This is a genomic window from Streptomyces sp. NBC_01257, assembly GCF_035917255.1.
Taxonomy (GTDB): domain Bacteria; phylum Actinomycetota; class Actinomycetes; order Streptomycetales; family Streptomycetaceae; genus Streptomyces.
In genome coordinates this window covers 6,399,015-6,421,297 of the sequence record NZ_CP108472.1, presented here as the reverse complement: position 1 = coordinate 6,421,297, position 22,283 = coordinate 6,399,015, and the positions used below count along the sequence as shown (strand labels likewise).

General features: G+C 72.1%; 20 protein-coding genes. 6 read left to right on the top strand and 14 right to left on the bottom strand.

What is annotated here, in order from left to right; translation table 11 throughout:
- Positions 1 to 147: 147 nt before the first annotated feature.
- Positions 148 to 2,616, top strand: coding sequence for a helix-turn-helix domain-containing protein (locus tag OG408_RS28090; protein ID WP_326672637.1), 2,469 nt, complete (start codon positions 148 to 150; stop codon positions 2,614 to 2,616).
- 50 nt (positions 2,617 to 2,666) lie between these two features.
- Here the strand turns inward: OG408_RS28090 and OG408_RS28085 are convergent, their stop codons facing one another.
- A complete protein-coding gene (locus OG408_RS28085; RefSeq protein WP_266783160.1) occupies positions 2,667 to 4,892 on the bottom strand; it encodes an MMPL family transporter in 2,226 nt (741 codons plus the stop codon).
- 150 nt (positions 4,893 to 5,042) lie between these two features.
- On the opposite strand from OG408_RS28085, the gene OG408_RS28080 reads away from it, so the two are divergent.
- Positions 5,043 to 5,252, top strand: coding sequence for a hypothetical protein (locus tag OG408_RS28080; protein WP_326672635.1), 210 nt, complete (start codon positions 5,043 to 5,045; stop codon positions 5,250 to 5,252).
- A gap of 81 nt (positions 5,253 to 5,333) precedes the next feature.
- Here OG408_RS28080 and gatB read toward each other — a convergent pair whose 3' ends face one another.
- The 9 genes from gatB to OG408_RS28035 all read right to left on the bottom strand — a co-directional run bounded on the left by gatB (position 5,334) and on the right by OG408_RS28035 (position 16,306).
- The gene (gene gatB / locus OG408_RS28075) at positions 5,334 to 6,842 is read right to left on the bottom strand and encodes an Asp-tRNA(Asn)/Glu-tRNA(Gln) amidotransferase subunit GatB (RefSeq protein ID WP_266783156.1); all 1,509 of its coding nucleotides are present in this window, start codon (positions 6,840 to 6,842) and stop codon (positions 5,334 to 5,336) included.
- A 16-nt stretch (positions 6,843 to 6,858) separates the two neighbouring features.
- Entirely contained in the window at positions 6,859 to 7,101 is a 243-nt protein-coding gene (locus tag OG408_RS28070) for a hypothetical protein (RefSeq protein ID WP_266783154.1), read from the bottom strand.
- Complete coding sequence (gene gatA, locus OG408_RS28065) at positions 7,098 to 8,600, bottom strand: Asp-tRNA(Asn)/Glu-tRNA(Gln) amidotransferase subunit GatA (RefSeq protein WP_266783152.1); 1,503 nt, start codon at positions 8,598 to 8,600, stop codon at positions 7,098 to 7,100. Before gatA ends, OG408_RS28070 begins: the two co-directional genes overlap by 4 nt.
- A gap of 5 nt (positions 8,601 to 8,605) precedes the next feature.
- Entirely contained in the window at positions 8,606 to 8,902 is a 297-nt protein-coding gene (gene gatC / locus OG408_RS28060) for an Asp-tRNA(Asn)/Glu-tRNA(Gln) amidotransferase subunit GatC (RefSeq protein ID WP_003966094.1), read from the bottom strand.
- A gap of 378 nt (positions 8,903 to 9,280) precedes the next feature.
- The gene (locus OG408_RS28055; protein WP_285567079.1) at positions 9,281 to 11,431 is read right to left on the bottom strand and encodes a putative bifunctional diguanylate cyclase/phosphodiesterase; all 2,151 of its coding nucleotides are present in this window, start codon (positions 11,429 to 11,431) and stop codon (positions 9,281 to 9,283) included.
- 270 nt (positions 11,432 to 11,701) lie between these two features.
- Positions 11,702 to 13,912: an NAD-dependent DNA ligase LigA gene (gene ligA, locus OG408_RS28050; RefSeq protein WP_326672630.1), complete on the bottom strand. Its 2,211-nt coding sequence runs from the start codon at positions 13,910 to 13,912 to the stop codon at positions 11,702 to 11,704.
- 30 nt (positions 13,913 to 13,942) lie between these two features.
- The gene (locus OG408_RS28045; RefSeq protein ID WP_326672628.1) at positions 13,943 to 14,968 is read right to left on the bottom strand and encodes a methionine synthase; all 1,026 of its coding nucleotides are present in this window, start codon (positions 14,966 to 14,968) and stop codon (positions 13,943 to 13,945) included.
- Positions 14,969 to 15,037: 69 nt separating this feature from the next.
- Complete coding sequence (locus OG408_RS28040) at positions 15,038 to 15,727, bottom strand: SDR family oxidoreductase (protein WP_266783143.1); 690 nt, start codon at positions 15,725 to 15,727, stop codon at positions 15,038 to 15,040.
- Between the two features lie 39 nt (positions 15,728 to 15,766).
- The gene (locus OG408_RS28035; RefSeq protein WP_285567073.1) at positions 15,767 to 16,306 is read right to left on the bottom strand and encodes a TIGR00730 family Rossman fold protein; all 540 of its coding nucleotides are present in this window, start codon (positions 16,304 to 16,306) and stop codon (positions 15,767 to 15,769) included.
- A gap of 77 nt (positions 16,307 to 16,383) precedes the next feature.
- Here OG408_RS28035 and OG408_RS28030 point away from each other — a divergent pair, with 77 nt between their 5' ends.
- On the top strand, positions 16,384 to 16,719 hold the full coding sequence (locus OG408_RS28030; protein WP_266783139.1) for a DUF427 domain-containing protein: 336 nt from the start codon (positions 16,384 to 16,386) through the stop codon (positions 16,717 to 16,719).
- A 107-nt stretch (positions 16,720 to 16,826) separates the two neighbouring features.
- Positions 16,827 to 17,627, top strand: coding sequence for an alpha/beta fold hydrolase (locus tag OG408_RS28025; protein ID WP_266783137.1), 801 nt, complete (start codon positions 16,827 to 16,829; stop codon positions 17,625 to 17,627).
- Positions 17,628 to 17,719: 92 nt separating this feature from the next.
- Here OG408_RS28025 and mnmA read toward each other — a convergent pair whose 3' ends face one another.
- Positions 17,720 to 18,850, bottom strand: a complete 1,131-nt coding sequence (mnmA, locus tag OG408_RS28020; RefSeq protein ID WP_266783135.1) for a tRNA 2-thiouridine(34) synthase MnmA — start codon at positions 18,848 to 18,850, stop codon at positions 17,720 to 17,722.
- Positions 18,851 to 18,911: 61 nt separating this feature from the next.
- On the opposite strand from mnmA, the gene OG408_RS28015 reads away from it, so the two are divergent.
- The gene (locus tag OG408_RS28015; RefSeq protein WP_266783133.1) at positions 18,912 to 19,589 is read left to right on the top strand and encodes an N-acetylmuramoyl-L-alanine amidase; all 678 of its coding nucleotides are present in this window, start codon (positions 18,912 to 18,914) and stop codon (positions 19,587 to 19,589) included.
- Between the two features lie 24 nt (positions 19,590 to 19,613).
- Here the strand turns inward: OG408_RS28015 and OG408_RS28010 are convergent, their stop codons facing one another.
- The 3 genes from OG408_RS28010 to OG408_RS28000 form a co-directional block, all read right to left on the bottom strand.
- Complete coding sequence (locus OG408_RS28010) at positions 19,614 to 20,783, bottom strand: cysteine desulfurase family protein (RefSeq protein ID WP_326672622.1); 1,170 nt, start codon at positions 20,781 to 20,783, stop codon at positions 19,614 to 19,616.
- 141 nt (positions 20,784 to 20,924) lie between these two features.
- Positions 20,925 to 21,272, bottom strand: coding sequence for a DUF4190 domain-containing protein (locus tag OG408_RS28005; protein ID WP_266783129.1), 348 nt, complete (start codon positions 21,270 to 21,272; stop codon positions 20,925 to 20,927).
- Between the two features lie 65 nt (positions 21,273 to 21,337).
- Entirely contained in the window at positions 21,338 to 21,499 is a 162-nt protein-coding gene (locus OG408_RS28000) for a hypothetical protein (RefSeq protein ID WP_266783127.1), read from the bottom strand.
- 134 nt (positions 21,500 to 21,633) lie between these two features.
- On the opposite strand from OG408_RS28000, the gene OG408_RS27995 reads away from it, so the two are divergent.
- On the top strand, positions 21,634 to 22,275 hold the full coding sequence (locus OG408_RS27995; protein ID WP_326672619.1) for a TetR family transcriptional regulator: 642 nt from the start codon (positions 21,634 to 21,636) through the stop codon (positions 22,273 to 22,275).
- The last annotated feature ends 8 nt before the right edge of the window (positions 22,276 to 22,283 follow it).

The following is a 22,283-nucleotide window of genomic DNA, read 5'->3' as shown; positions in this document are numbered from 1 at the left end:
GGTGCGCCGCCCCGTGTCGGCGCACCGGGCACCACTGATCGTGGCGTTCGCGCTGGTCGCAGGACAGGACAAGCGACCGGCCATATATGACCGGTCGTCACGATAGGCTCACCGGCGCACACGCTCGGCTGCGGAGGGGATGTCGAAGTGACGGATCAGCTCGGCTTGTTGCTGCGCCGGCTGCGAAAGCGGTCGGGGCTGACACAGGAACAGCTGGAGGCGCGTTCCGGGGTGAGTGTGCGCACCATCCGCAGGCTGGAGACCGGCGGATCCAGCGATCACCGGCTGGGTACGGTGAACCTGCTGGCGGACGCCCTGGAGGCCGGGCCCGAGGACCGTCAGTGGCTGGCGGCCACGCTGGCGAGTCCGGCGGCGGCCCCGGCCGCCGCGAATTCCGGACCGCCGGGCGGACTCGCGGTCCCGCATTCCGCGCCCCTTTCCGTACCGGATTCCGCCCCGGCCTCCCGGCCGGAAGAGCGTTCCACGCCTGCTGCCCTTCACGGCGAACTCACCGAACTCACCGAACTCACCTCCGCCGCGACGGAATTGGCGCGGGAGATCCGACGTCGGTGGCGGCGCGAGGAGGAACACCGGCGGGTCCATGACCCGTTTCCGCTCCCCGTGCGCTGGCAGGACGCGCCCGCGTCCCTCACCGATCATTCGGAGAACATCCAGCGGCTGCCTCCCGGCGCGATATCCGGCGGCGTGGACCTGAGCGGCGATCTGGGCAGCGTGGCCGAGGTCTACGGGCGCATCCTGTCCGGGCGGCTCGTGGTTCTCGGCCGGGCCGGATCCGGCAAGTCGGTGCTGACGATCAGGTTCGTCCTGGACCACCTGGAGACCCGGGCACCCGACGACCGGGTACCGGTCATCTTCAGCCTCGGATCCTGGGACCCCACGGCCGTCGCGTTACGGGACTGGCTGATCGACCTCCTGGTCCGGGACCATCCGCATCTCACCCGCCGGACCCCGTCCGGTTCGACGCTCGCCGCGGCACTGGTCGACGCCGGTCTCGTGCTGCCGGTCCTCGACGGGTTCGACGAGATAGCGGAGGGGCTGCGGAGCACCGCGCTGGAGACGCTCAACGGCACCTCGCTCCCGCTCGTCCTGACCAGCCGGCGCGGTGAGTTCGCCGAAGCCGTCGCGGAGACGGGCACCCCGCTGGTCTGGGCCGCCGGTCTCGAACTCACCGATCTGACCCTCGACGACCTCGCCGGCTACCTGCCCAGGACTGCGCGGCCGGTCCCGCGGGGTGATCGCGACGGGACGGCCGTCTGGACCCCCGTACTGGACGGGCTGCGCGCCCACGAGGGTGCGGCCGACGCCCCGCTGGCCAGGGTCCTGAGCACCCCGCTCATGATCGTCCTGGCGCGGACGATGTACAGCGAGGCCCCCGACAGGGATCCGGTGGAGCTGCTGGACGCCGAGCGCTTCCCCGACGAGAACGCCCTGGAGGAACATCTGCTGGCGGGTTTCGTGCCGACGGTCTACCGGCGCCGCGTCGCCGAGCGGAGCGCGACCGGCCGCCGGGAGCGGCACCGGGACCCGGAGCACGCCGAGCACTGGCTCAGTTACCTCGCCCACCATCTGGCCCAGCTCGACGGCGACCAGCAGGACCTCGCCTGGTGGCGGATCGGTGCGTCGTTGCGGCTGTCCACGCGGCTGCTGTCGGTGGTGGTGTCCTCGGCCCTCTGCGTCGCGCTCGCCGTGTGGTGCGTCAATCTGATCAATCTGCCGTTCCCGGTCGGCGAGGCCCTCATGCTGGGCTGTGCGATGGGGACGGCCGCCGGTCTGGCCTTCGGCTGCGTCCACGCGATCCTGGTCCGGTTCGGCACCGCGGCCTTCGAGCCCGCCCATGTCCGGCTGCGGCTGCCGGGCGCGCGCACCGGTGCCGGACGCAGACCGGTGCGTACGTTCGCCGCCCGGTTCGGTGCGGTGCTGCCGGGCGGATTCGTGATGGGCGCCGGCTGCGCCGCCGCTCTCGCGCTCCAGCGCCGGCTGTTCTACGGGATCCCGCTCTCCGACGAGCTGGTGATCAGGGGCACGCTCATCAACATGCTGGTCCTCGGCCTGATCTTCGGCGTCGGCGCCGGACTCGTCTTCGGGGTCATGGCGGTGCTCGAAGCGCCTCTGGACGTCACCTCCGCGGCGACCCCCGCCGGTCTGCTGGCCTCGAACCGCGCGACGGTGCTCCGGCAGGTGCTCGTCCTCGTCCCGGCGCTCACGCTGGCGATCGCGTTCGGCGGGGAGGTGATCACAGGACTGCTCGACGGCCCCCTCGGCACGCTGATCTGGCGGGCCGGGGACGGGCTCGTCATCGGTGTGACCGGCGGGCTCGGCGGCACGTGCGCGTACGCGCTCTCATTCACCGCCTGGGGGCGGTGGCTGGTCCTGTCGCGGGTCTGGCTGCCCCTGACCGGGCAGCTCCCCCGGGACCCGGCGGCCTTCCTGGACGACGCCTACCGCCGGGGCGTGCTGCGCCAGACCGGCGCGGTGTACCAGTTCCGCCACATCCGGCTCCAGCACCACCTCGCCCGCACGTACCGGGAGCACCGGAGCACGTACGCACCGGCGCGGTTCGGCACGGACGCCCCGAGGCTGTTGCGGAACGACTGAGCCGGGGCCGGCCGCTTCCGTTCCGGTCGGCCGGCCGGCCCGCGCCGCCGTCAGTGGACGCGCTGCGCGGCCGGAGCGGTCTCGTCGCTCTCCGGCGCGTACGCTCCCGGGATCTTCGCCCGGGGCGCTCCGCTGTCGGGCGCTTCGATGCTGATGCGCGGCAGCCGCCGGTCCAGCCAGCCCGGCAGCCACCAGTTCGCGCCGCCGAGCAGGTGCATCAGGGCGGGGACCAGCAGCGTGCGCAGGACGAACGCGTCCAGGGCCACGGCCGCGGCGAGCGCGATGCCGAACATGGCGATCACCCGGTCACCGCTGAGCACGAAGGCGAGGAAGACCGAGATCATGATCACAGCGGCCGAGTTGATCACCCGGCTGGTCTCGGCGAGGCCCACCCGGACCGCGCGCCGGTTGTCGCCGGTCTCCAGCCACTCCTCGTACATCCGCCCCACCAGGAACACCTGGTAGTCCATGGACAGGCCGAAGAGCACCGACACCATGATCACCGGCAGGAAGGGTTCGATGGGGCCGGCGCTGCCGAGACCCAGCAGCTCGCTGCCCCAGCCCCACTGGAAGACGGCGACGACGACACCGAACGAGGAGGCGACCGCCGCCACGTTCATCGCCGCGGCCTTCAGCGGGATGCCGACCGATCTGAACGCCATCAGCAGCAGCAGACAGCCGAGCCCTATGACGACGCCGATGAAGAGCGGCAGCTTGCCGATGATGACCTGCGCGAAGTCGTCGTAGCTGGCCGTCACCCCGCCCACATGGGCCTCCAGCGAGGTGTTGGCGGACGCCTTCGGCAGGACGTCCGTACGCAGCCGTTCGACGAGCTCGCTGGTCTGCCGGGACTGCGGCGCCGAGTCGGGGACGACGGTGACGTACGCGGTGTCGCCGCTGGAGTTGTACGTCACCGGGTAGGCCCAGGCGACCCCCTCGGTGGCGCGCAGCGTCGCGGGGAGCCCGTCCATCGCGAGCCGGTCGTCGGCGCCGTCCAGCTGTGCGGCGATGGTCAGCGGGCCGTTGACGCCGGGGCCGAACCCCTCGGCCAGCAGGTCGTACGCCTGCCGGGTGGTCGAGGTCTTCGCGTTGTTGCCCTGGTCCGAGCTGCCCAGGTGGAGCGCGAAGGTGGGGAGCGCGAGGACCAGCATCACGAGGACGGCGACGCCGCCTAGCAGCTTGGGGTGCCGTTCCACGAAGGCGGACCAGCGGTGCGCGAAGCCGGTGGGCGTCTCCGGCTGCGGGCCGTGCGCGGCCAGCCGTCCGCGCTCGCGCCGGCTCAGCGCACGCATCCCGATGAGGGACAGCAGCGCGGGCAGCAGCGTCACGGAGGCCGCCACGGTCAGCACGACGGTGAGCGAGGCGGCGATGGCCACGCCGTTGAGGAAGCTCAGCCGCAGGATCAGCATGCCGAGCAGGGCGATGCAGACGGTGGCGCCGGCGAACACGACGGCACGTCCGGTGGTCGCGACCGCGTGCCGCGCCGCGTCGGGGACGGTCATGCCGCGCCGCAGCCCTCTGCGGTGCCGGGTGACGATGAAGAGCGCGTAGTCGATCCCGACGCCGAGCCCTATCAGCATGCCGAGCATGGGCGCGAAGTCGGCGACGGTCATCACATGGCCGAGCAGCACGATGCCCGCGTACGCCGTGCCGACCGAGACGAGGGCGGTCGCGATGGGCAGCAGGCTGGCCGCGAGCGAGCCGAAGGCGAGGAAGAGCACGACGGCGGCGACGGCCACCCCGACGGCCTCGCTGAGGTGCGCGGCCGGTGCCTCGGTGAGGGCTATGGCGGAGCCGCCCAGTTCCACCCGGAGGTGGTCGCCGGCGGCGGCCTTCGCCGTGTCGACGACGGCCTGCGCCTGTCCGGCGGGTACGTCGTCCGCCTGCCGGTCGAAGGTGATCGTGGCGTACGCGGTGTGCCCGTCGGTACTGATCTGCGCGGCGCCCTCGTCCGTGTACGGGCTGCTCACGGCCCCCACACCCGGCAGCCGCTCGACGGTGTGGAGGACCGCGGTCATCTTCTGGGTGACCCCGGCGGCCCGCACGGTGGAGTCGTCGGTGTGCCACACGATGGTGTCGGTGTCGCCGCCGAGATCCGTGAAGCCGCTCTTCAGCAGGTCGGCCGCGCGGCCCGACTCGGTGCCGGGCGCCTCGTAGTCGTTGGAGTACGCGGAACCCGCGAATCCCGCCGCGGCCGCCGTACCGCCGAGGGCGCACAGCCAGATGAGTACGGCGAGGAGGCGGTGCGTGACGCACCAGCGGGCGATGGCAGCCAAGGGACGTACTCCCTGCGGGTTCGTGGCCTCCACGGACGTCCGGCAGGACCGTCCGTGTGAGAACGCATGACCTTGAGAACCGTCACTCTGACAGCCAACTGTGATCCTTTGCCCGTTTCGTGGCCTTACTCACAGCGGTCAGGTCCACATATGAGCGACATGCGCACCGCCGTACGGCGGGGGCGCAGTCGCCCCACGGGGACGGTCACCCGCCCGGCGCGGCGCGATGGCGACGGGCGGCCGGACCATGGCATCACGGTCCCGGTCACCGGTGTGTTCCGGCTGAGCATCTCGTACGCCGACCCCGCCGACTCCTGCGAGAGCAGCCTCATCCTCGGAGCCCCGACGCTCAAGAGGTGACGCGGTCGCGTCGTGCGCGAAGGGGCGGTGCGCCCGGTGGGAACCGGGAGCGCCGCCCCTTCGGGGTCGTACGGGAGGAACTCAGCCCTCGACGCCGAGCTTCTCCAGGATCAGCTCACGCACCCGGGCCGCGTCCGCCTGGCCACGGGTGGCCTTCATGACGGCGCCGACGAGCGCACCGGCCGCGGCGACCTTGCCGCCACGGATCTTGTCCGCGATGGCGGCGTTGCCCGCGATGGCCTCGTCCACGGCCGTGGACAGGGCGCCCTCGTCGGAGACGACCTTCAGGCCGCGCTTCTCGACGACGGTGTCCGGGTCGCCCTCGCCCGCGAGGACACCCTCCAGGACCTGACGGGCCAGTTTGTCGTTGAGATCGCCGGAGGCGACGAGCTCGGCCACCCGGGCGACCTGCGCGGGGGTGACACCCAGCTCGTCGAGACCGCGGCCGGTCTCGTTGGCGTTACGGGCCAGCTCGCCCATCCACCACTTGCGGGCCTGGTCGGCGGGCGCACCCGCGTCGATCGTCGCGACGATCAGCTCGACCGCGCCCGCGTTGAGGATGGACTGCATGTCGTGCTCGGAGACACCCCACTCCTCCTTGAGCCGGGCGCGGCGCAGCCGCGGCAGCTCGGGAAGGCCGCCCCGCAGCTCCTCGACCCAGGTACGGGCCGGAGCGACCGGCACCAGGTCCGGCTCGGGGAAGTAGCGGTAGTCCTCGGCGTTGTCCTTGATGCGGCCGGCCGTGGTGGAGCCGTCCTCCTCGTGGAAGTGCCGGGTCTCCTGCACGATCGTGCCGCCGGAGTTCAGCACCGCGGCGTGGCGCTGGATCTCGAAGCGGGCGGCCCGCTCGACGGAACGCAGCGAGTTCACGTTCTTCGTCTCGGAGCGGGTGCCGAACTTCTCGCGGCCGTGCGGGCGCAGCGACAAGTTCACGTCGCAGCGCATCTGGCCCATCTCCATGCGGGCCTCCGAGACGCCGAGCGCCTTGATGAGCTCGCGGAGCTCGGCGACGTACGCCTTGGCGACCTCGGGGGCGCGCGCCCCCGCTCCCTCGATCGGCTTGGTGACGATCTCGATGAGCGGGATGCCCGCGCGGTTGTAGTCGAGCAGGGAGTGGGACGCGCCGTGGATACGGCCGGTGGCGCCGCCGACGTGCGTCGACTTGCCGGTGTCCTCCTCCATGTGGGCGCGCTCGATCTGCACCCGGAAGATCTCCCCGTCCTCCAGCTGGACGTCCAGATAGCCGTCGAAGGCGATCGGCTCGTCGTACTGGGAGGTCTGGAAGTTCTTCGGCATGTCCGGATAGAAGTAGTTCTTCCGGGCGAAGCGGCACCACTCGGCGATCTCGCAGTTCAGCGCGAGACCGATCTTGATGGCGGACTCGACGCCGATCTCGTTGACGACCGGCAGCGCGCCGGGCAGCCCGAGGCAGACCGGGCAGGTCTGCGAGTTCGCGTCCTGCTTGAGCTCGGTGGAGCAGCCGCAGAACATCTTGGTCTTGGTGCCGAGCTCTACATGGACTTCGAGGCCCATGACGGGGTCGTACGTCGCGAGGGCGTCCTCGTACGACTCCAGGTCGATGACAGTCACGGTGAAACTTTCCCTCTCAGCCCAGCAGGACGTCGTCGTCGCCGAGACGCTTCAGTTCGCGATAGAGGATCGCGAGGCCGGTGACGATGGCGGCGGCGGAGACAGCCGCGTCGACGAGCCGCAGCATGTCGTTGTCGTTGCGCGCGAGCTTCGCCTGCTTGGCGACGCTGATCGCACCGAACGCGGTGCTGCCGAGCGCGACGTACACGCCGGTCTTGGACTTCTTGAAGTTCTTGGCCTTCTTAGCCATGGCACTCATAGCGACGGAGCCTCCTCAAGCAGCGGGTGACCCCACTTTTCCACGAACGCGGCCTCGACGGCGGCTCCGACCTTGTACAGCCGGTCGTCCTTCATGGCGGGGGCGATGATCTGCAGCCCGACCGGCAGGCCGTCCTCGGGCGCCAGGCCGCAGGGGAGCGACATCGCGGCGTTGCCGGCCAGGTTGGTCGGAATGGTGCACAGGTCCGCCAGGTACATGGCCATCGGGTCGTCGGCGCGCTCGCCGATCGGGAAGGCGGTGGTGGGCGTGGTCGGGGAGACGATCACGTCGACCTGCTCGAATGCCTTCTCGAAGTCCCGCGTGATCAGGGTGCGGACCTTCTGCGCGGAACCGTAGTACGCGTCGTAATAGCCGGAGCTCAGCGCGTACGTACCGAGGATGATGCGGCGCTTCACCTCGTCGCCGAAGCCGGCCTCGCGGGTGAGCGCGGTGACCTCCTCGGCGGACTTCGTGCCGTCGTCGCCGACCCGCAGGCCGTAGCGCATGGCGTCGAAGCGGGCGAGGTTCGAGGAACACTCGGACGGCGCGATGAGGTAGTACGCCGAAAGGCCCAGGTCGAAGGACGGGCAGTCCAGCTCGACGACCGTGGCGCCGAGCGACTTCAGCAGCTCGACCGACTCGTTGAAGCGCTGGACGACACCGGCCTGGTAGCCCTCGCCGGAGAACTGCTTGACGACGCCGACGCGCATGCCCTGGACGGAGCCGTTGCGCGCGGCCTCGACGACCGGCGGGACCGGGGCGTCGATGGACGTCGAGTCGAGCGGGTCGTGGCCGGCGATGGCCTCGTGCAGCAGCGCCGCGTCCAGGACCGTACGGGCGCAGGGACCGCCCTGGTCGAGGGAGGACGAGAAGGCCACCATGCCGTAGCGGGAGACGCCGCCGTAGGTGGGCTTGACGCCGACGGTGCCGGTGACGGCCGCGGGCTGGCGGATGGAGCCGCCGGTGTCCGTGCCGATGGCGAGCGGGGCCTCGAACGACGCGAGGGCCGCGGAGGAGCCGCCGCCGGAGCCGCCCGGGATGCGGGTGAGGTCCCACGGGTTGCCGGTCGGGCCGTAGGCGCTGTTCTCGGTGGAGGACCCCATGGCGAACTCGTCCATGTTGGTCTTGCCGAGGATGACGACGTCGGCGGCCTTCAGCCGCTTGGTGACGGTCGCGTCGTACGGCGGGACCCAGCCTTCGAGGATCTTGGAGCCGACGGTGGTCGGCATGTCCTCGGTGGTGAAGATGTCCTTGAGCGCGAGAGGCACACCGGCGAGCGGGCCGAGCTTCTCGCCGGCCGCCTTCTTGGCGTCGACGGCGCGGGCCTGCGCGAGGGCACCCTCGCGGTCGACGTGCAGGAAGGCGTGGACCTTCTCGTCGATGGCCTCGATGCGGGCCAGGTGGGCCTCGGTGACCTCGACGGCCGTGAGCTCGCCCGAGGCGATCTTCGCGGCGATCTCGGCGGCGGTGTACTTGATGATGGTGCTGATGTCCGTCATGGCTTTTAGTCCTCCCCCAGGATCTGCGGCACCTTGAAACGCTGCTGCTCCTGGGCCGGGGCGCCGGAGAGCGCCTGCGCGGGGGTGAGCGAGGGACGGACCTCGTCCGCCCGCATGACGTTGGTCAGCGGCAGCGGGTGGGAGGTCGGCGGTACGTCTTGGTCGGCGACCTCGGAGACGCGGGCGACCGCGCCGATGATGTCGTCGAGCTGACCGGCGAAGTGATCGAGCTCTTCGCCCTTCAGCTCCAGACGCGCCAGCCGGGCGAGGTGGGCGACCTCCTCGCGCGTGATGCCAGGCATGCAGCGATCCTCAGGGGTTGGTGTGCGGTTTTGGCTGGTGGGCCGGCAGCCCATTTCCGCCGTCCGTCCGAAGGACGGGCCGCGCGGCGTCCGGTGCGTGCGATCGCAAGGCGCCGGAACTCCCTCGTGGCGGAGCCACGTGAGCGTTTCGGCAACGCGGCGAGCGTGCGTGCCAGGCGTCGCGCGGCAGGTGGAAATGTGCTGCCGGCCCCCTAATCCTATGGGGTCCTCACAACGGGGTACGGCCACCCGGGGCAGACCCGCCCCGCGCCCGGGGACGCAGCCGCCGCCGGCGCGAGCGAGCCCGTCCGGCGATTGAGGACAAAACGGTCACCGGTGGCCGCGGCCACCTCACCGCGGCCCGCGCCCCGGCCCGCCCTACGTCGTCGCCGGCCGCGACTTGACCGCCCGTCCGGACGGGCGCTGCTCCAGCTCGGGCGGCGTCACGACCGCCGCCGCGGCCGCGGCCGCCAGCTCCGAGGGCCGCCGCCAGCCGTGCTCGCCCCGGGCCCGCAGCCACGCGGTCGTCTCCTGCGGCGGCATCGCGGCGGCCACCAGCCACCCCTGGACCGCGTCGCACTTCAGGTCCCGCAGCCGCTCCCACGTCTCGTCGTCCTCGACGCCCTCGGCGACCACCAGCAGACCGAGTGAGTGGGCCAGGTCGATCGTGCAGCGGACGATCTCCGCGTCCTCGTGGTCGATGGCGAGCCGGGCCACGAACGAGCGGTCGATCTTGAGTTCGCTGACCGGCAGCCGGCGCAGGTGGACGAGGGAGGAGTAGCCGGTGCCGAAGTCGTCGAGGGACATCTTCACGCCGTGCCCGGTCAGCCCCGCGAGGGTGTCCGCGGCCCGCTGCGGGTCCTCCAGCAGCACGTGTTCCGTTATCTCCAGCTGGAGCGCGCCGGCCGGGACGCCGTGCCGGGCCAGCCGGGCCGCGACACCGCCCGCGAATCCGGGGGTGTGCACGTCGCGCGGGGACACGTTGACCGCGACCGGGACGAACAGCCCCTGGGCCCGCCACCGGGCGACCTGGGCGAGCGCCGTCTCCAGGACGTACTCCGTGAGGTGCGGCATCAGCCCGGAGGACTCGGCGATGGCGATGAACTCGTCCGGGGGGACCCGGCCCCGCTCCGGATGCACCCAGCGGACCAGTGCCTCAAGACCGGCCACCTGGCCGTCGAAGCGCACCTTCGGCTGGTAGTGCAGCTCCACCTCGCCGGCGTCCAGCGCGCGGCGCAGATCACCGAGGAGGCCGAGCCGGTCCGGGGTGTTGCTGTCGCGCTTGGACTCGTACACCTCCACGCCCGTCCGGTCGCGCTTGGCCTGGTACATCGCGACGTCCGCCCGGCGGAGCAGCCCCTCGGCGTCCAGCGCGTGGTCAGGGTAGACGGCGACACCGGCGCTGGCCTCCAGCACCAGGGTCAGTCCGTCGAGGTCCAGCGGCGAGGAGAGCTCGGCGACCAGATGGCGGGCGACGCGCTGGGCGCTGGTGGTGGAGTCCGCGGTCGGCAGCAGGACGGCGAACTCGTCGCCGCCGAGCCGGGCCGCCTCCGCGCCGCGCGGCAGGGCGAGCCGCAGCCGGTCCGCTATCTGCAGCAGCAGCCGGTCCCCGGCGAGGTGGCCGAGGGTGTCGTTGACCGCCCGGAAGCGGTCGAGGTCGATCAGGACGAGGCCGACCCGGGTGCCGAGGCTCTCGGCCTCCTCCAGGGCCGTCCAGGTGCGCTCCAGCAGCCACTGCCGGTTCGGCAGCCCGGTCAGCGGGTCCCGCAGCTGCTCCTCCGCCCGGGCCCGGGCGATCCACAGCGTGGAGTCCAGCGCGATCAGCGGGACCGCGAAGAGCGGCAGCAGGACGGGCATGGCCATCGCCACGACGCAGATCAGCGGGGCGATGCCGAGCAGGGCGACGGCGACGAGGCCCTGGCGCAGCAGGGCGGTCCGGGCGACCGTCGGCAGCCCGCCGCCCTGGGTGGACCGGGCGTACCACAGCAGGACCCGGGTGACGAGCAGATACGTGGAGGCCGCGAGGAGGACCTCGGGGACGGCGTCGATGCCCCAGTCGAGTGGCTGCCAGGGCGATTCGACGGTCTGCACCTCGCCGAACGCGGCCATCACGAGCGCCGCCGCGCCCACGCCCAGGATGTCCACCGCTCCGTGCAGCAGCCCCTGCCACCAGCGGTGCCTGCGGGCCACCCCGACGAGCACGACCACGACCAGGCTGACCAGTCCGGCGGGCACCCAGCCGTAGAGGAGGAGCACGGCGAGGGTGAGCGCCGCGCCGGAGCCGGTGCCGCCCCACCAGCGGTCACGGCCGAGCGCGACGAGATGGCCGACGACGATTCCGGTGAGGACGGCGAGCGACCAGCCGGCCGTCCCGTCCGGGAAGAGCGCGTGTCCGCCGCTCACGGTCCGGTAGAAGCCGGCCGCGAGCTGGACGGTGGCGAGAGCCACGACGACGGCACCCACGGTGGGCGTGAGGCCGACGAAACCTTGCAGCCGCGACACCGGTGCGGCGTTCTCGGTCGGTTTCATTCCGTCCCTCTCACAGCCGGCGGTGCCGATGTCACCTGATGGTTCCGTTCCGTGCCAGCGCGCCCCGTCCCGTGCGGTGGCAGGGTGCCGCGGGCGCATCTCCCAACAGTAGGCCGCGGAGGGCGTCCACGGGCAGCGGTCTACAGCTCTTGCCCGAATGCGAACCGACCGTCCGTCAGCATCTGCTATGCGCCGATCGGGTGAATCCGACCGTGTGTCGTCTCCTCCTCACGCTCCGGCGTGCCACCGCGGCCCCGCCGGCCGCCCCTCCTACTGCTCCTCGGGCGGCACCGCGGCCTCGCGGGCGGCATCGGGGCCCTGTTCGAGCAGCACCGCGAAACCGTCCTCGTCGAGCACGGGCACCTTCAGCTGCATCGCCTTGTCGTACTTAGATCCGGGGTTGTCACCGACGACGACGAAGGAGGTCTTCTTCGAAACGGAACCGGTGACCTTCGCCCCGCGAGTCTGCAGGGCCTCTTTCGCGCCATCCCTGGTGTGCCCGGTCAGGGTGCCGGTGACGACGACGGTGAGTCCTTCGAGCGGGCGCGGCCCCTCGTCCTCACCGGCGCCCTCGTCCTCCATCCGGACCCCGGCCTCCCGCCACTTGCGCAGGATCTCCCGGTGCCAGTCCTCGGCGAACCACTGCTTGACGGAGGCCGCGATGATCGGGCCGACCCCGTCGGCGTCGGACAGCTCCTGCTCGGTGGCCTCGTCGATGCGGTCGATGGACCGGAACTGACGGGCCAGCTCCTGGGCGGCGACCGGTCCGACATGGCGGATGGAGAGCCCGGTGAGGATCCGGGCCAGCGGTGCCTCCTTCGCCGCGGCGATGGCGTCGAGCATGCCCAGGGCGTTCTTCTTCGGTTCGCCCTGCTGGTTGGCGAAGACCGTCGCGATCTTCTCCTCGCCGGTCTTCGGGTCCCGCTTGGGCAGCCCGCTGTCCATGTCGAGGACATAGGCGCGGATGGGCAGCAGCTGCTCGACCGTCAGCCCGAAGAGGTCGCCCTCGTCGCGCAGGGGCGGATCGGCGGGCTCCAGCGGTCTGGTCAGGGCGGCGGCCGCGACATAGCCGAAGTGGTCGATGTCCAGGCACTTGCGGCCCGCCAGATAGGCGACCCGCTCCCGCAGCTGCGCCGGGCAGGAGCGGGCGTTGGGGCACCGGACGTCGATGTCGGCCTCCTTCATGGGCCGCAGCTCCGTCCCGCACTCGGGGCAGTGGGTGGGCATGACGAAGGCCCGCTCGGTGCCGTCGCGCAGGTCGACGACCGGGCCGAGGATCTCCGGGATCACGTCACCGGCCTTGCGCAGCACCACCGTGTCGCCGATCAGGACGCCCTTCGCCCGGACCACGTTCTGGTTGTGGAGGGTGGCGAACTCGACCTCGGAGCCCGCCACTTCGACCGGTTCGACCTGGGCGTACGGGGTGACGCGGCCGGTGCGGCCGACGCCGACCCGGATGTTGACGAGCTTGGTGTTGACCTCTTCGGGGGCGTACTTCCAGGCGATCGCCCAGCGCGGTGCGCGGGAGGTCGAGCCCAGCCGGCCCTGGAGCGGGATCTCGTCGAGCTTGACGACGGCGCCGTCGATCTCGTGCTCCACGGAGTGCCGGTGCTCGCCGAAGTAGGCGATGAACTCCCGTACCCCGGCGAGGGAGTCCACCACCTTGTTGTACTTGGCGGTGGGCAGCCCCCACTCGTGGAGCAGCTCGTAGGCGTGCGACAGGCAGTCGATGTCGAAGCCCTCGCGGGCGCCGATGCCGTGGACCACCATGTGCAGCGGCCGGGAGGCGGTGACCTTGGGGTCCTTCTGGCGCAGCGAACCGGCCGCAGCGTTGCGCGGGTTGGCGAAGGGCTTGTCTTCGGCCTCGACCAGCCGGGCGTTCAGCTCCTCGAATCCCTCCATCGGGAAGAAGACCTCGCCGCGGACCTCGACGAGGGCCGGGATGCGGTCGCCCTTCAGCCGGTGCGGGATCTCCGCGATCGTCCGGACGTTGGGCGTGATGTCCTCGCCGGTGCGGCCGTCGCCGCGGGTCGCGGCCCGGGTCAGCAGCCCGTGCTCGTAGGTGAGGTTGACCGCGAGGCCGTCGATCTTGAGCTCGCAGAGGTAGTGGTAGCCGGTGGCGCCGACGTCCCGGGCGACGCGCTCGCCCCAGGCGGCCAGCTCCTCGTCGTCGAAGGCGTTGTCCAGGGACAGCAGCCGCTCGCGGTGCTCGACCGACGTGAACTCCGTCCGGTAGGGCCCCGCCACCTTCTGGCTCGGCGAGTCGGGCGTGCGCAGCGGCGGGTGGCTGTCCTCCAGCGCCTCCAGCTCGCGCATCAGCCGGTCGAACTCGGCGTCGCTGACGACCGGCTGGTCGTTCACGTAATAACGGAAGCGGTGCTCCTCGATCTGCTCGGCGAGGAGCGCGTGCCGCTCCCGTGCCTCCGCCGGCACCGTCGTGTCCTGTTCGCCTGGCAGTGACGTCTGCTGTTCGCCGGCCATCGTCCCGTCCTCCCGTTACCCAGTGCCCCGTTACTCAGGGTTGTCTGCGAGCGATTTCGCGGCCCGGGCGCAGTGGGCGAGCGCGGCTCGTGCGTACGCGGGCGACGCACCCGCGAGACCGCACGAGGGAGTGATCGCGACGGACTCGGTCAGAGTCCCCGGATTCAGCCCCAGCCTGCGCCACAGCGTCCTGACACCCATGACGCTACCGCCCGGGTCGGACAATCCGCCCGAGGCCGGGTCGGTGCCCGGCACCACTCCCAGGAACAGCTGGGTCCCGCCCTCGACCGCTTCCCCGATCGCCTCCTCCTCACGCTCGGTGAGCAGCGAGAAATCGAACGAGATCCCGTCCGTACCGGCCCGGCGCAGCAGCGCGAACGGTACGTCGGGGGCGCAGGTGTGCACGACGGTGGCGGCCTCGCCGGCCACGCCCAGCACCTCGCGCAGGGTGTCCTCCACGGCCTGCCGGTCCACGGCCCGGTAGGTGCGGTAGCCGCTCGCCGTCCGGATCCGGCCGAGCAGGACGCCGGTCAGGGACGGTTCGTCGAGCTGGAGGATCACGCGGGCCCCGGGCATCCGGCGCCGCACCTCGGCGAGGTGGTCGCGCAGCCCCTCCGCGAGCGAGCCCGCCAGGTCGCGGCAGGCGCCGGGGTCACCGAGGACGGCTTCGCCGCCGCGGCGCTCCAGGGCCGCGGCCAGCGTCCACGGGCCGACGGCCTGCACCTTGAGCGGGCCCTCGTACCCCTGGGTGAACTCCTCCAGGGCGTCGAGGTCCTCGCCGAGCCAGGACCGGGCCCGGCGGGTGTCGCGGCCCGGCCGGTCGCTGATGCGCCAGCCGCTCGGCTCGACGTGTCCGTACATCTCGACGAGCAGCCCGATGGTCCGCCCGATCATGTCCGCACCGGGTCCCCGTGCGGGCAGTTCCGCCAGGTACGGCACGCCCTGGCCGTCCCCGAAGGAGCCGGTGACGGTCTTCGCCGCCTCCCGGGCGTCCCCTCCGGGCATCGAACCGATTCCGGTGGCCGGGCACCCGCTGAACTTGCTCTTCTCGCTCACGCGGGAAGCCTACGGCGGTCCGCCGCCCGGGCCGTCAGCGGCCGGGGCGCACGGTGAGCCCCCGGGCCGTCAGTGGCCGGGCCGCACCGTGAGGTCGTTGACCTCGGCGTCGCGCGGCAGGTCGAGCGCCATCAGGATCGTGGTGGCGACGGACTCCGGGTCGATCCAGCGGGAGGCGTCGTACTCCTTGCCCTCCTGCTGGTGGACCTTGGCCTGCATGGGGCTGGCGGTGCGGCCGGGGTAGACGGACGTCACCCTGACCCCGTTGCCGTGCTCCTCGTGGCGCAGCGAGTCGGCGAGCGCCTTCAGTCCGTGCTTGCTCGCGGCGTACGCGCTCCACTCGGCGTGGGCGGCGAGCCCGGCCCCGGAGTTGACGAACAGGACGTGGCCCTGGGCGACGCGCAGCTGGGGCAGGAAGAGGCGGGTCAGCTCGGCCGGGGCGACGAGGTTGGCGTTGAGCTGGACGTGCCACGCCTTGGGCGTGAGCTCGCCGACGCGGCCGAGCTCGACGACGCCCGCGATGTGGAGCAGCGAGTCGAGGCGCTCCGGCACGGGCTGCTGGGCGAAGGCCCAGGAGAGCCGGTCCGGGTTGGACAGGTCGCCGACGATCGTGCGGGCGCCGGGGTGGAGGGCGGCCAGTTCCTTGGCGCGGCCCGCGTCACGGGCCAGCAGGACGAGATCGTCCCCGCGCTCGGTGAGACGGCGGGCGACGGCTGCGCCGATGCCGGAACCGGCACCGGTGATGAGGTGAGTGGACATGCCCCCCATCGTCGCACCCGCCGCATCACCCCCGGCACGTCACTGCAGGCCGGCCCACTCCTCCAGGTAGGCGAGGGCGCCGACGCCGTCCTTCGCGAAGAACACCAGCTCGGTCAGCGGGAGCGGCAGGAAGCCCTCGTCCTCCATGCGCTGGAACTGCTGGCGCAGACCGTCGTAGAAGCCCGCCGTGTTGAGCAGGACGACCGGCTTGCCGTGCTTTCCGTGCTTCTTCAGCTCCAGGATCTCGGTGGCCTCGTCGAGCGTCCCGGTGCCGCCCACCATGACGACGACGGCGTCGGACTTCTCCAGGAGCAGGGCCTTGCGCTCGGCGAGGTCGCGCGCGATCACCATCTCGTCCGCGTTGGTCCGCGCCTTCGCGGCGAGGAAGTCCACGGACACTCCGACGAGCTTCCCGCCCGCTTCCTGCACACCGTCGGCGACGACCTTCATCAGCCCGCTCTCCGAGCCGCCCCAGACGAGGGTGTGCCCGCCGCGGCCGATGAGATCGGCGAATTCGCGGGCGGGCACGGTGTAGCGGTCGTCGAGGTCGGCGGCGGAGAGGAAAACGCAGATCTTCATGGGTGCCACGGTAGAGCCCGGCACCGAATGGGCGGAAACCGGGGAAGAAACCGGCGGCCCACGCGGCTGAGGAAGACATGACTGCCACCCGAGGACACCTCATCACCGTCGAGCCGTCCGCCGACCATGTGCGCGTGGTCCGTGACGGCGTGCTGCTCGCCGAGAGCAGCCGCCCGCTCGTGCTGCGCGAGACGGGCTGTCCGGTCCGCTACTACCTGCCGCCCGATGACGTGCGCACCGAACTGCTGACGGCGTCGGACACCCGGACCCACTGTCCGTTCAAGGGGGATGCCTCCTACTGGTCGCGGCCGGAGGCGGCCGATCTGGTCTGGGCGTACCCGGAGCCGAAGGACGAAGTGGCCGCGATCAAGGACCACTTCTGCTTCTACGACACCGAGGTCCTGGCCGCGTAACGGCTCGACCCACCGTCAACAACCGTTCTGAGCTGCGGAGAAGAGAAAGTTCGGAAAGTTCTCGCGGAGAGCGATGAGTTTCCGCACGCCCCGCAGTCCACCTCCACATGGACAAGACTCTCTCCCGCGACGGCACCCTGATCGCGTACCGGCGCCGGGGCGAAGGACCGCCGCTGATCCTGGTGGGCGGGGCGCTGGGCACCGCGGAGACCGAGGCCCCGCTGGCCCGGCTCCTCGCCCCGCGTTTCGACGTCGTCACCTACGACCGGCGCGGCCGGGGGGCCAGCGGTGACGGTTCGCCGTACGCGGTGGAGCGCGAGACCGAGGATCTGGCCGCGATCGCGGAGGTGACGGGCGGCCGGCCGTCGGTGTTCGGTGTCGGGTCGGGCGGTGCGCTGGCCCTGGAGGCCCAGGCGGCGGGGCTGCCGCTGGAGCGGCTCGCGGTGTACGAGCCGCCGTACACGCAAGGCGCCGCGGGCCTGCTGTTCAAGGCCGGCTGCACGGCCCGGCTGCACCGGCTGCTGTCCGCCGGGGACCGCGGCGGGGCGGTGGAGCTGTTCCTGACCGCGACGGGCGTCACGGCCGACATGATCGCCAGGATGCGGAGTGCGCCGCTGTGGCGGACCCTGGAGTCCGTGGCACACACACTCGCCTACGACGACGCGGTGCTGGGCAACGGCGCGGTGCCGGCCGACCGGTTCGCCGCGGTGACGGCGCGGACGCTGGTGGTCTGCGGCGGCTTCAGCCCCGCCGCCACGAGGACCTCGACCCATCTGCTGGCGGACGCGCTCCCCCGGGGCCGGCACCGCACGCTGACGGGACAGGCCGGGGAACTGGCACCGCAGGCGATCGCCCCGGTGCTGGCGGAGTTCTTCACCAGGGACGTGTACGCACACCAGGCGTCCTGAGCACACGGGCGGGCCGGGGGGCCGAGAACACCCCGCGCGGCCACGCCCGTACAGGGGTCGGGCGTTCCCGCGCGGGGCACCCGCGGTGGCGGTCAGCCGGCCGCCGCGGTCTCCCGACGCACCGTCGTCGCGATCGTCGCCGAGCCGACCACGCGCGTCCCGTCGTACAGCACGACCGCCTGGCCGGGGGCCACGCCCCGTACCGGCTCGCTGAAGGAGACGTGCAGGGTGCCGTCGGTCAGCTCCGCCGTCACCTCGGTCTCGCCGCCGTGGGCGCGCAGCTGGGCGGTGTACGTGCCGGGTCCGGACGGCGGTGTGCCGCACCAGCGGGGCCGGATCGCGGTGAGCGCGGTCACGTCGAGGGCCTCGACGGGGCCGACCGTCACCGTGTTGTCGACCGGGGAGATGTCCAGGACGTAGCGCGGCTTGCCGTCGGCGGCCGGGTGGCCGATGCGCAGGCCCTTGCGCTGGCCGATGGTGAAGCCGAAGGCGCCCTCGTGGGTGCCGAGCTTCGTACCGGACTCGTCGAGGATGTCGCCCTCCGCCTTGCCGCCGAGGCGGTCGGCCAGGAAGCCCTGGGTGTCGCCGTCGGCGATGAAGCAGATGTCGTGGCTGTCGGGCTTCTTGGCGACGGCGAGACCGCGGCGCTCGGCCTCGGCGCGGATCTCGTCCTTGGTGGTGAGGGTGTCGCCGAGCGGGAACATCGCGTGGGCGAGCTGGCGCTCGTCCAGGACGCCGAGGACGTAGCTCTGGTCCTTGGCCATGTCGGAGGCGCGGTGCAGCTCACGGCCGCCGTCGTCGCCGAGGACGACGGTGGCGTAGTGGCCGGTGCACACCGCGTCGAAGCCGAGGGCCAGGGCCTTGTCGAGCAGCGCGGCGAACTTGATCTTCTCGTTGCAGCGCAGGCACGGGTTGGGGGTGCGCCCCGCCTCGTACTCGGCGACGAAGTCCTCCACGACGTCCTCGCGGAAGCGTTCCGCCAGGTCCCAGACGTAGAAGGGGATGCCGATGACGTCCGCGGCGCGGCGGGCGTCGCGGGAGTCCTCGATGGTGCAACAGCCGCGGGCCCCGGTCCGGAAGGACTGCGGGTTCGCGGAGAGGGCGAGGTGCACCCCGGTCACGTCATGGCCCGCCTCGGCGGCACGGGCCGCCGCGACGGCGGAGTCGACACCGCCCGACATGGCGGCGAGCACACGGAGGGGGCGCTGGGAAGTCTGAGTCATAGCTCCACCAGGGTACGGGTCGGCGGGAACCGAAAGCTCGCGGATAAGCGTTGTCGATCACATGGGGACCAAGGGGACGGCGGGCGCCAAGGGCCCCGCGGGATCGGGGACGGGCACCGGCATCAGCCGGCGCGCGGTGCTGATCGGCGGCGTCGTCACGGCGGCGGGCACGGCGGCGCTGGCGCGGGACCGGCTGAAGCGGGCCTGGTGGCGGCTGCCCGGCGTGGAGAAGCCGCGCACGCCGGGTGCGGTGGACTACGCCCGTGCCACCTGGACAGCTGCCTCCGAGGAGAACTGGCGGCGGGCCGACCGCCCCGACGACTACGACATCGAGCGCGTGGTCATCCACGTCACACAGGGCAGCTTCAGCAGCGCGGTCAGGGCGTTCCAGGATCCGGACCACGGGGCGGCGGCGCACTACGTGGTGCGCAAGGACGGTCATGTGACGCAGATGATCCGCGAGCTGGACGTGGCGTTCCACGCGGGCAACCGCTCGTACAACGAACACAGCGTGGGCATCGAGCACGAGGGCTTCGTGGACCGCCCGCAGGGCTTCACGGCCGCGATGTACGGGGCGTCCGCCCGGCTGACCGCGGCGATATGCGCGCGGTACGGCATCCCGGTGGACCGCGAGCACATCATCGGGCACGTGGAGGTGCCGGGAGCCGATCACACGGACCCGGGGAAGCACTGGGACTGGGACCGCTACATGAAGCTGGTCCGGGCGGCGAGACCCTGAGACCGGCCGGCCGGGGCGGCGCCGTCAGCTGAGCCCCGCCGTCCTCGCCCGCTCCACCGCCGGGCCGATCACCCGCGCGACGTCCTCGACGTCCTGCTTGGTGGAGGTGTGACCGAGCGAGAAGCGCAGGGTGCCGCGGGCCAGGTCCGGATCGGTGCCGGTGGCCAGCAGCACGTGGCTCGGCTGGGCGATCCCGGCCGTGCAGGCGGAACCGGTGGAGCACTCGATGCCCTGGGCATCCAGCAGCAGCAGGAGCGAGTCGCCCTCGCAGCCGGGGAAGGTGAAGTGCGCGTTGGCCGGCAGACGCCCGCCGGGTGCCGGGTCGCCGCCGAGCAGGGCGTCGGGGACCACCGCCAGGACGGCCGCGGTCAGCTCGTCCCGGAGTCCGCCGATCTCCCGGGCGAACTCCTCGCGCCCGTCGGCGGCGAGCCGCCCCGCGACGGCGAACGCGGCGATGGCCGGCACGTCCAGGGTGCCGGAGCGCACATGGCGCTCCTGCCCGCCGCCGTGCAGCACGGGCACGGGGGTGTACTCGCGGCCGAGCAGCAGCGCGCCGACGCCGGACGGGCCGCCGATCTTGTGCGCGCTGACGGTCATCGCGGCCAGCCCGGACCGGGCGAAGTCGACTTCGAGCTGCCCGAAGGCCTGTACCGCGTCGGCATGCATGGGTACGTCGAACTCGCGGGCCACCGCGGCCAGTTCGCACACCGGCAGGACGGTGCCGATCTCGTTGTTGGCCCACATCACGGTGATCAGCGCGACATCGTCGGGGTCCCGGACCAGCGCCTCGCGCAGCACGTCCGGGTGCACGCGGCCGTACCGGTCGACGGGGAGGTACTCGACGGTCGCGCCCTCGTGCTCGGCGAGCCAGTCGACGGCGTCCAGCACCGCGTGGTGCTCGACGGGACTGGCCAGGACCCGGGTACGGCGGGGGTCGGCGTCGCGGCGGGCCCAGTACAGGCCCTTCACCGCGAGGTTGTCCGACTCCGTTCCGCCGGAGGTGAAGACCACCTCGCTGGGGCGGGCGCCGAGGGCGTCGGCGAGGGTCTCTCTGGACTCCTCGACGGTACGGCGGGCCCGGCGCCCGGCGGCGTGGAGTGAGGACGCGTTGCCGGTGAGAGCGAGCTGCGCGGTCATCGCCGCGATCGCCTCCGGCAGCATCGGCGTGGTCGCGGCGTGGTCGAGGTAAGCCATGGTGGGCTCGATTCTACGAGCCTGCGGCGGGGCGTACGGCGGGCGCATGGTGTCCCGGGCCCGCGCACCGCGAACGGCGGCGTCCCACCCACCCCGTTCCGGAGCCCGATCCGGCGGGGAGAGCCATCGGTGTGCGGCCGGTCAGCCGCCGAAGTTCCAGGCCACGACGCCGTTCCCGGAGACGAGGAAGGCCAGGACCACGAGGTCGGCGATGCCGAGGGCGAGCCCGAGGAGGGCGCGGCCGCGACGGGCGGTGGAGCGGCTCAGGGAGACGAGGGCCATCACGATGGCCGCCGGCCCCAGCAGGATGTTCATCACCAGCAGGCCGACGAGACCGAGGACGAAGGAGGCCACGGCGAGACCGTCGGCGTCCCGGGTGGAGCGGCGGGCCGCGGGGGCGGCTTCCGGGGGCACGGCGGCGTGGGGCGTCCGCGGATCGCCGTCCGCGGTCTCCGGGGCGGATCGGCGGGCGAATGCGGTGAGCGTCATGGTGCGGACTCCTTCGGATCGGGATGCGGATCGGTGGCGGTCGATGACCTGGGTGCCGGGCGGCGTCACTGCGGGCGGCGGCGCGCACCCGTGCGCTCGCGCACGGCGAAGACCAGCAGCCAGCAGCCGATCAGGGCGCCGAGGACGAGGGTCAGGGGAAGCGGGATCTGGGAGACCGCTCCCAGCACGATCCCCAGCAGGAGCAGGGCGACGACGAGGACGATCATGTCCGGCCTTTCCGTATGCGCCGGGCTTTCCCGCTCCGGTGCACACACTTTGGGAGTACGACTGTTCACTGACTCCTGAGTCTAGACCCGCACGGCCCTTCCCCGTCCCGGAGAACAGTTGTTTACTGAATGGCATGAGTCACACCGCCGGCATCCGCCAGACCCAGAAGCTCAGGACCCGCCAGGCCCTGCTGGACGCCGCCCTCGGGCTGCTGGAGCACCAGAGCCTGAGCAGCCTGGGACTGCGTGAGGTGACCCGCGCGGTGGGCGTCACACCGACGGCCTTCTACCGGCACTTCGAGGACATCCCCGCCCTCGGAGTGGCGCTCGTCGAGCAGACGCTCGGGAGCCTGCACGGGATGATCGGCGCGATCCTCGCCGAGACGGGCGACAGCGAGGTCCGCCTCGACCGCAGCGTCGAGCTGATAACGCGCCATGTCCGTGAGCAGCCCGCCCACTTCCGGTTCATCGCGCGTGAGCAGCACGGCGGGGTCGGCCCGGTCCGCGAGGCCATCGCCGCCCAGCTGCGGCGGTTCGCCGAGGAGGTGGCCGCGGCGCTCGCCGGGGAGCCGGAGTCACGGGGCTGGAGCGAGGAGGATCTCCTGATGCTCGGCGGCCTCTATGTCGACCACATGGTGATCACCGCGTCCGCGATGCTCGACGCGGGCCCGGACGGGGACGGGCAGGTGGCCCGGGTCGCCCGGCACCGGCTGCGGCTGGTCACCCTCGGCCGGCTGCACTGGCTGGACGGGCCCGCGCCGGACGCCGCCACCTGATCCGTCCC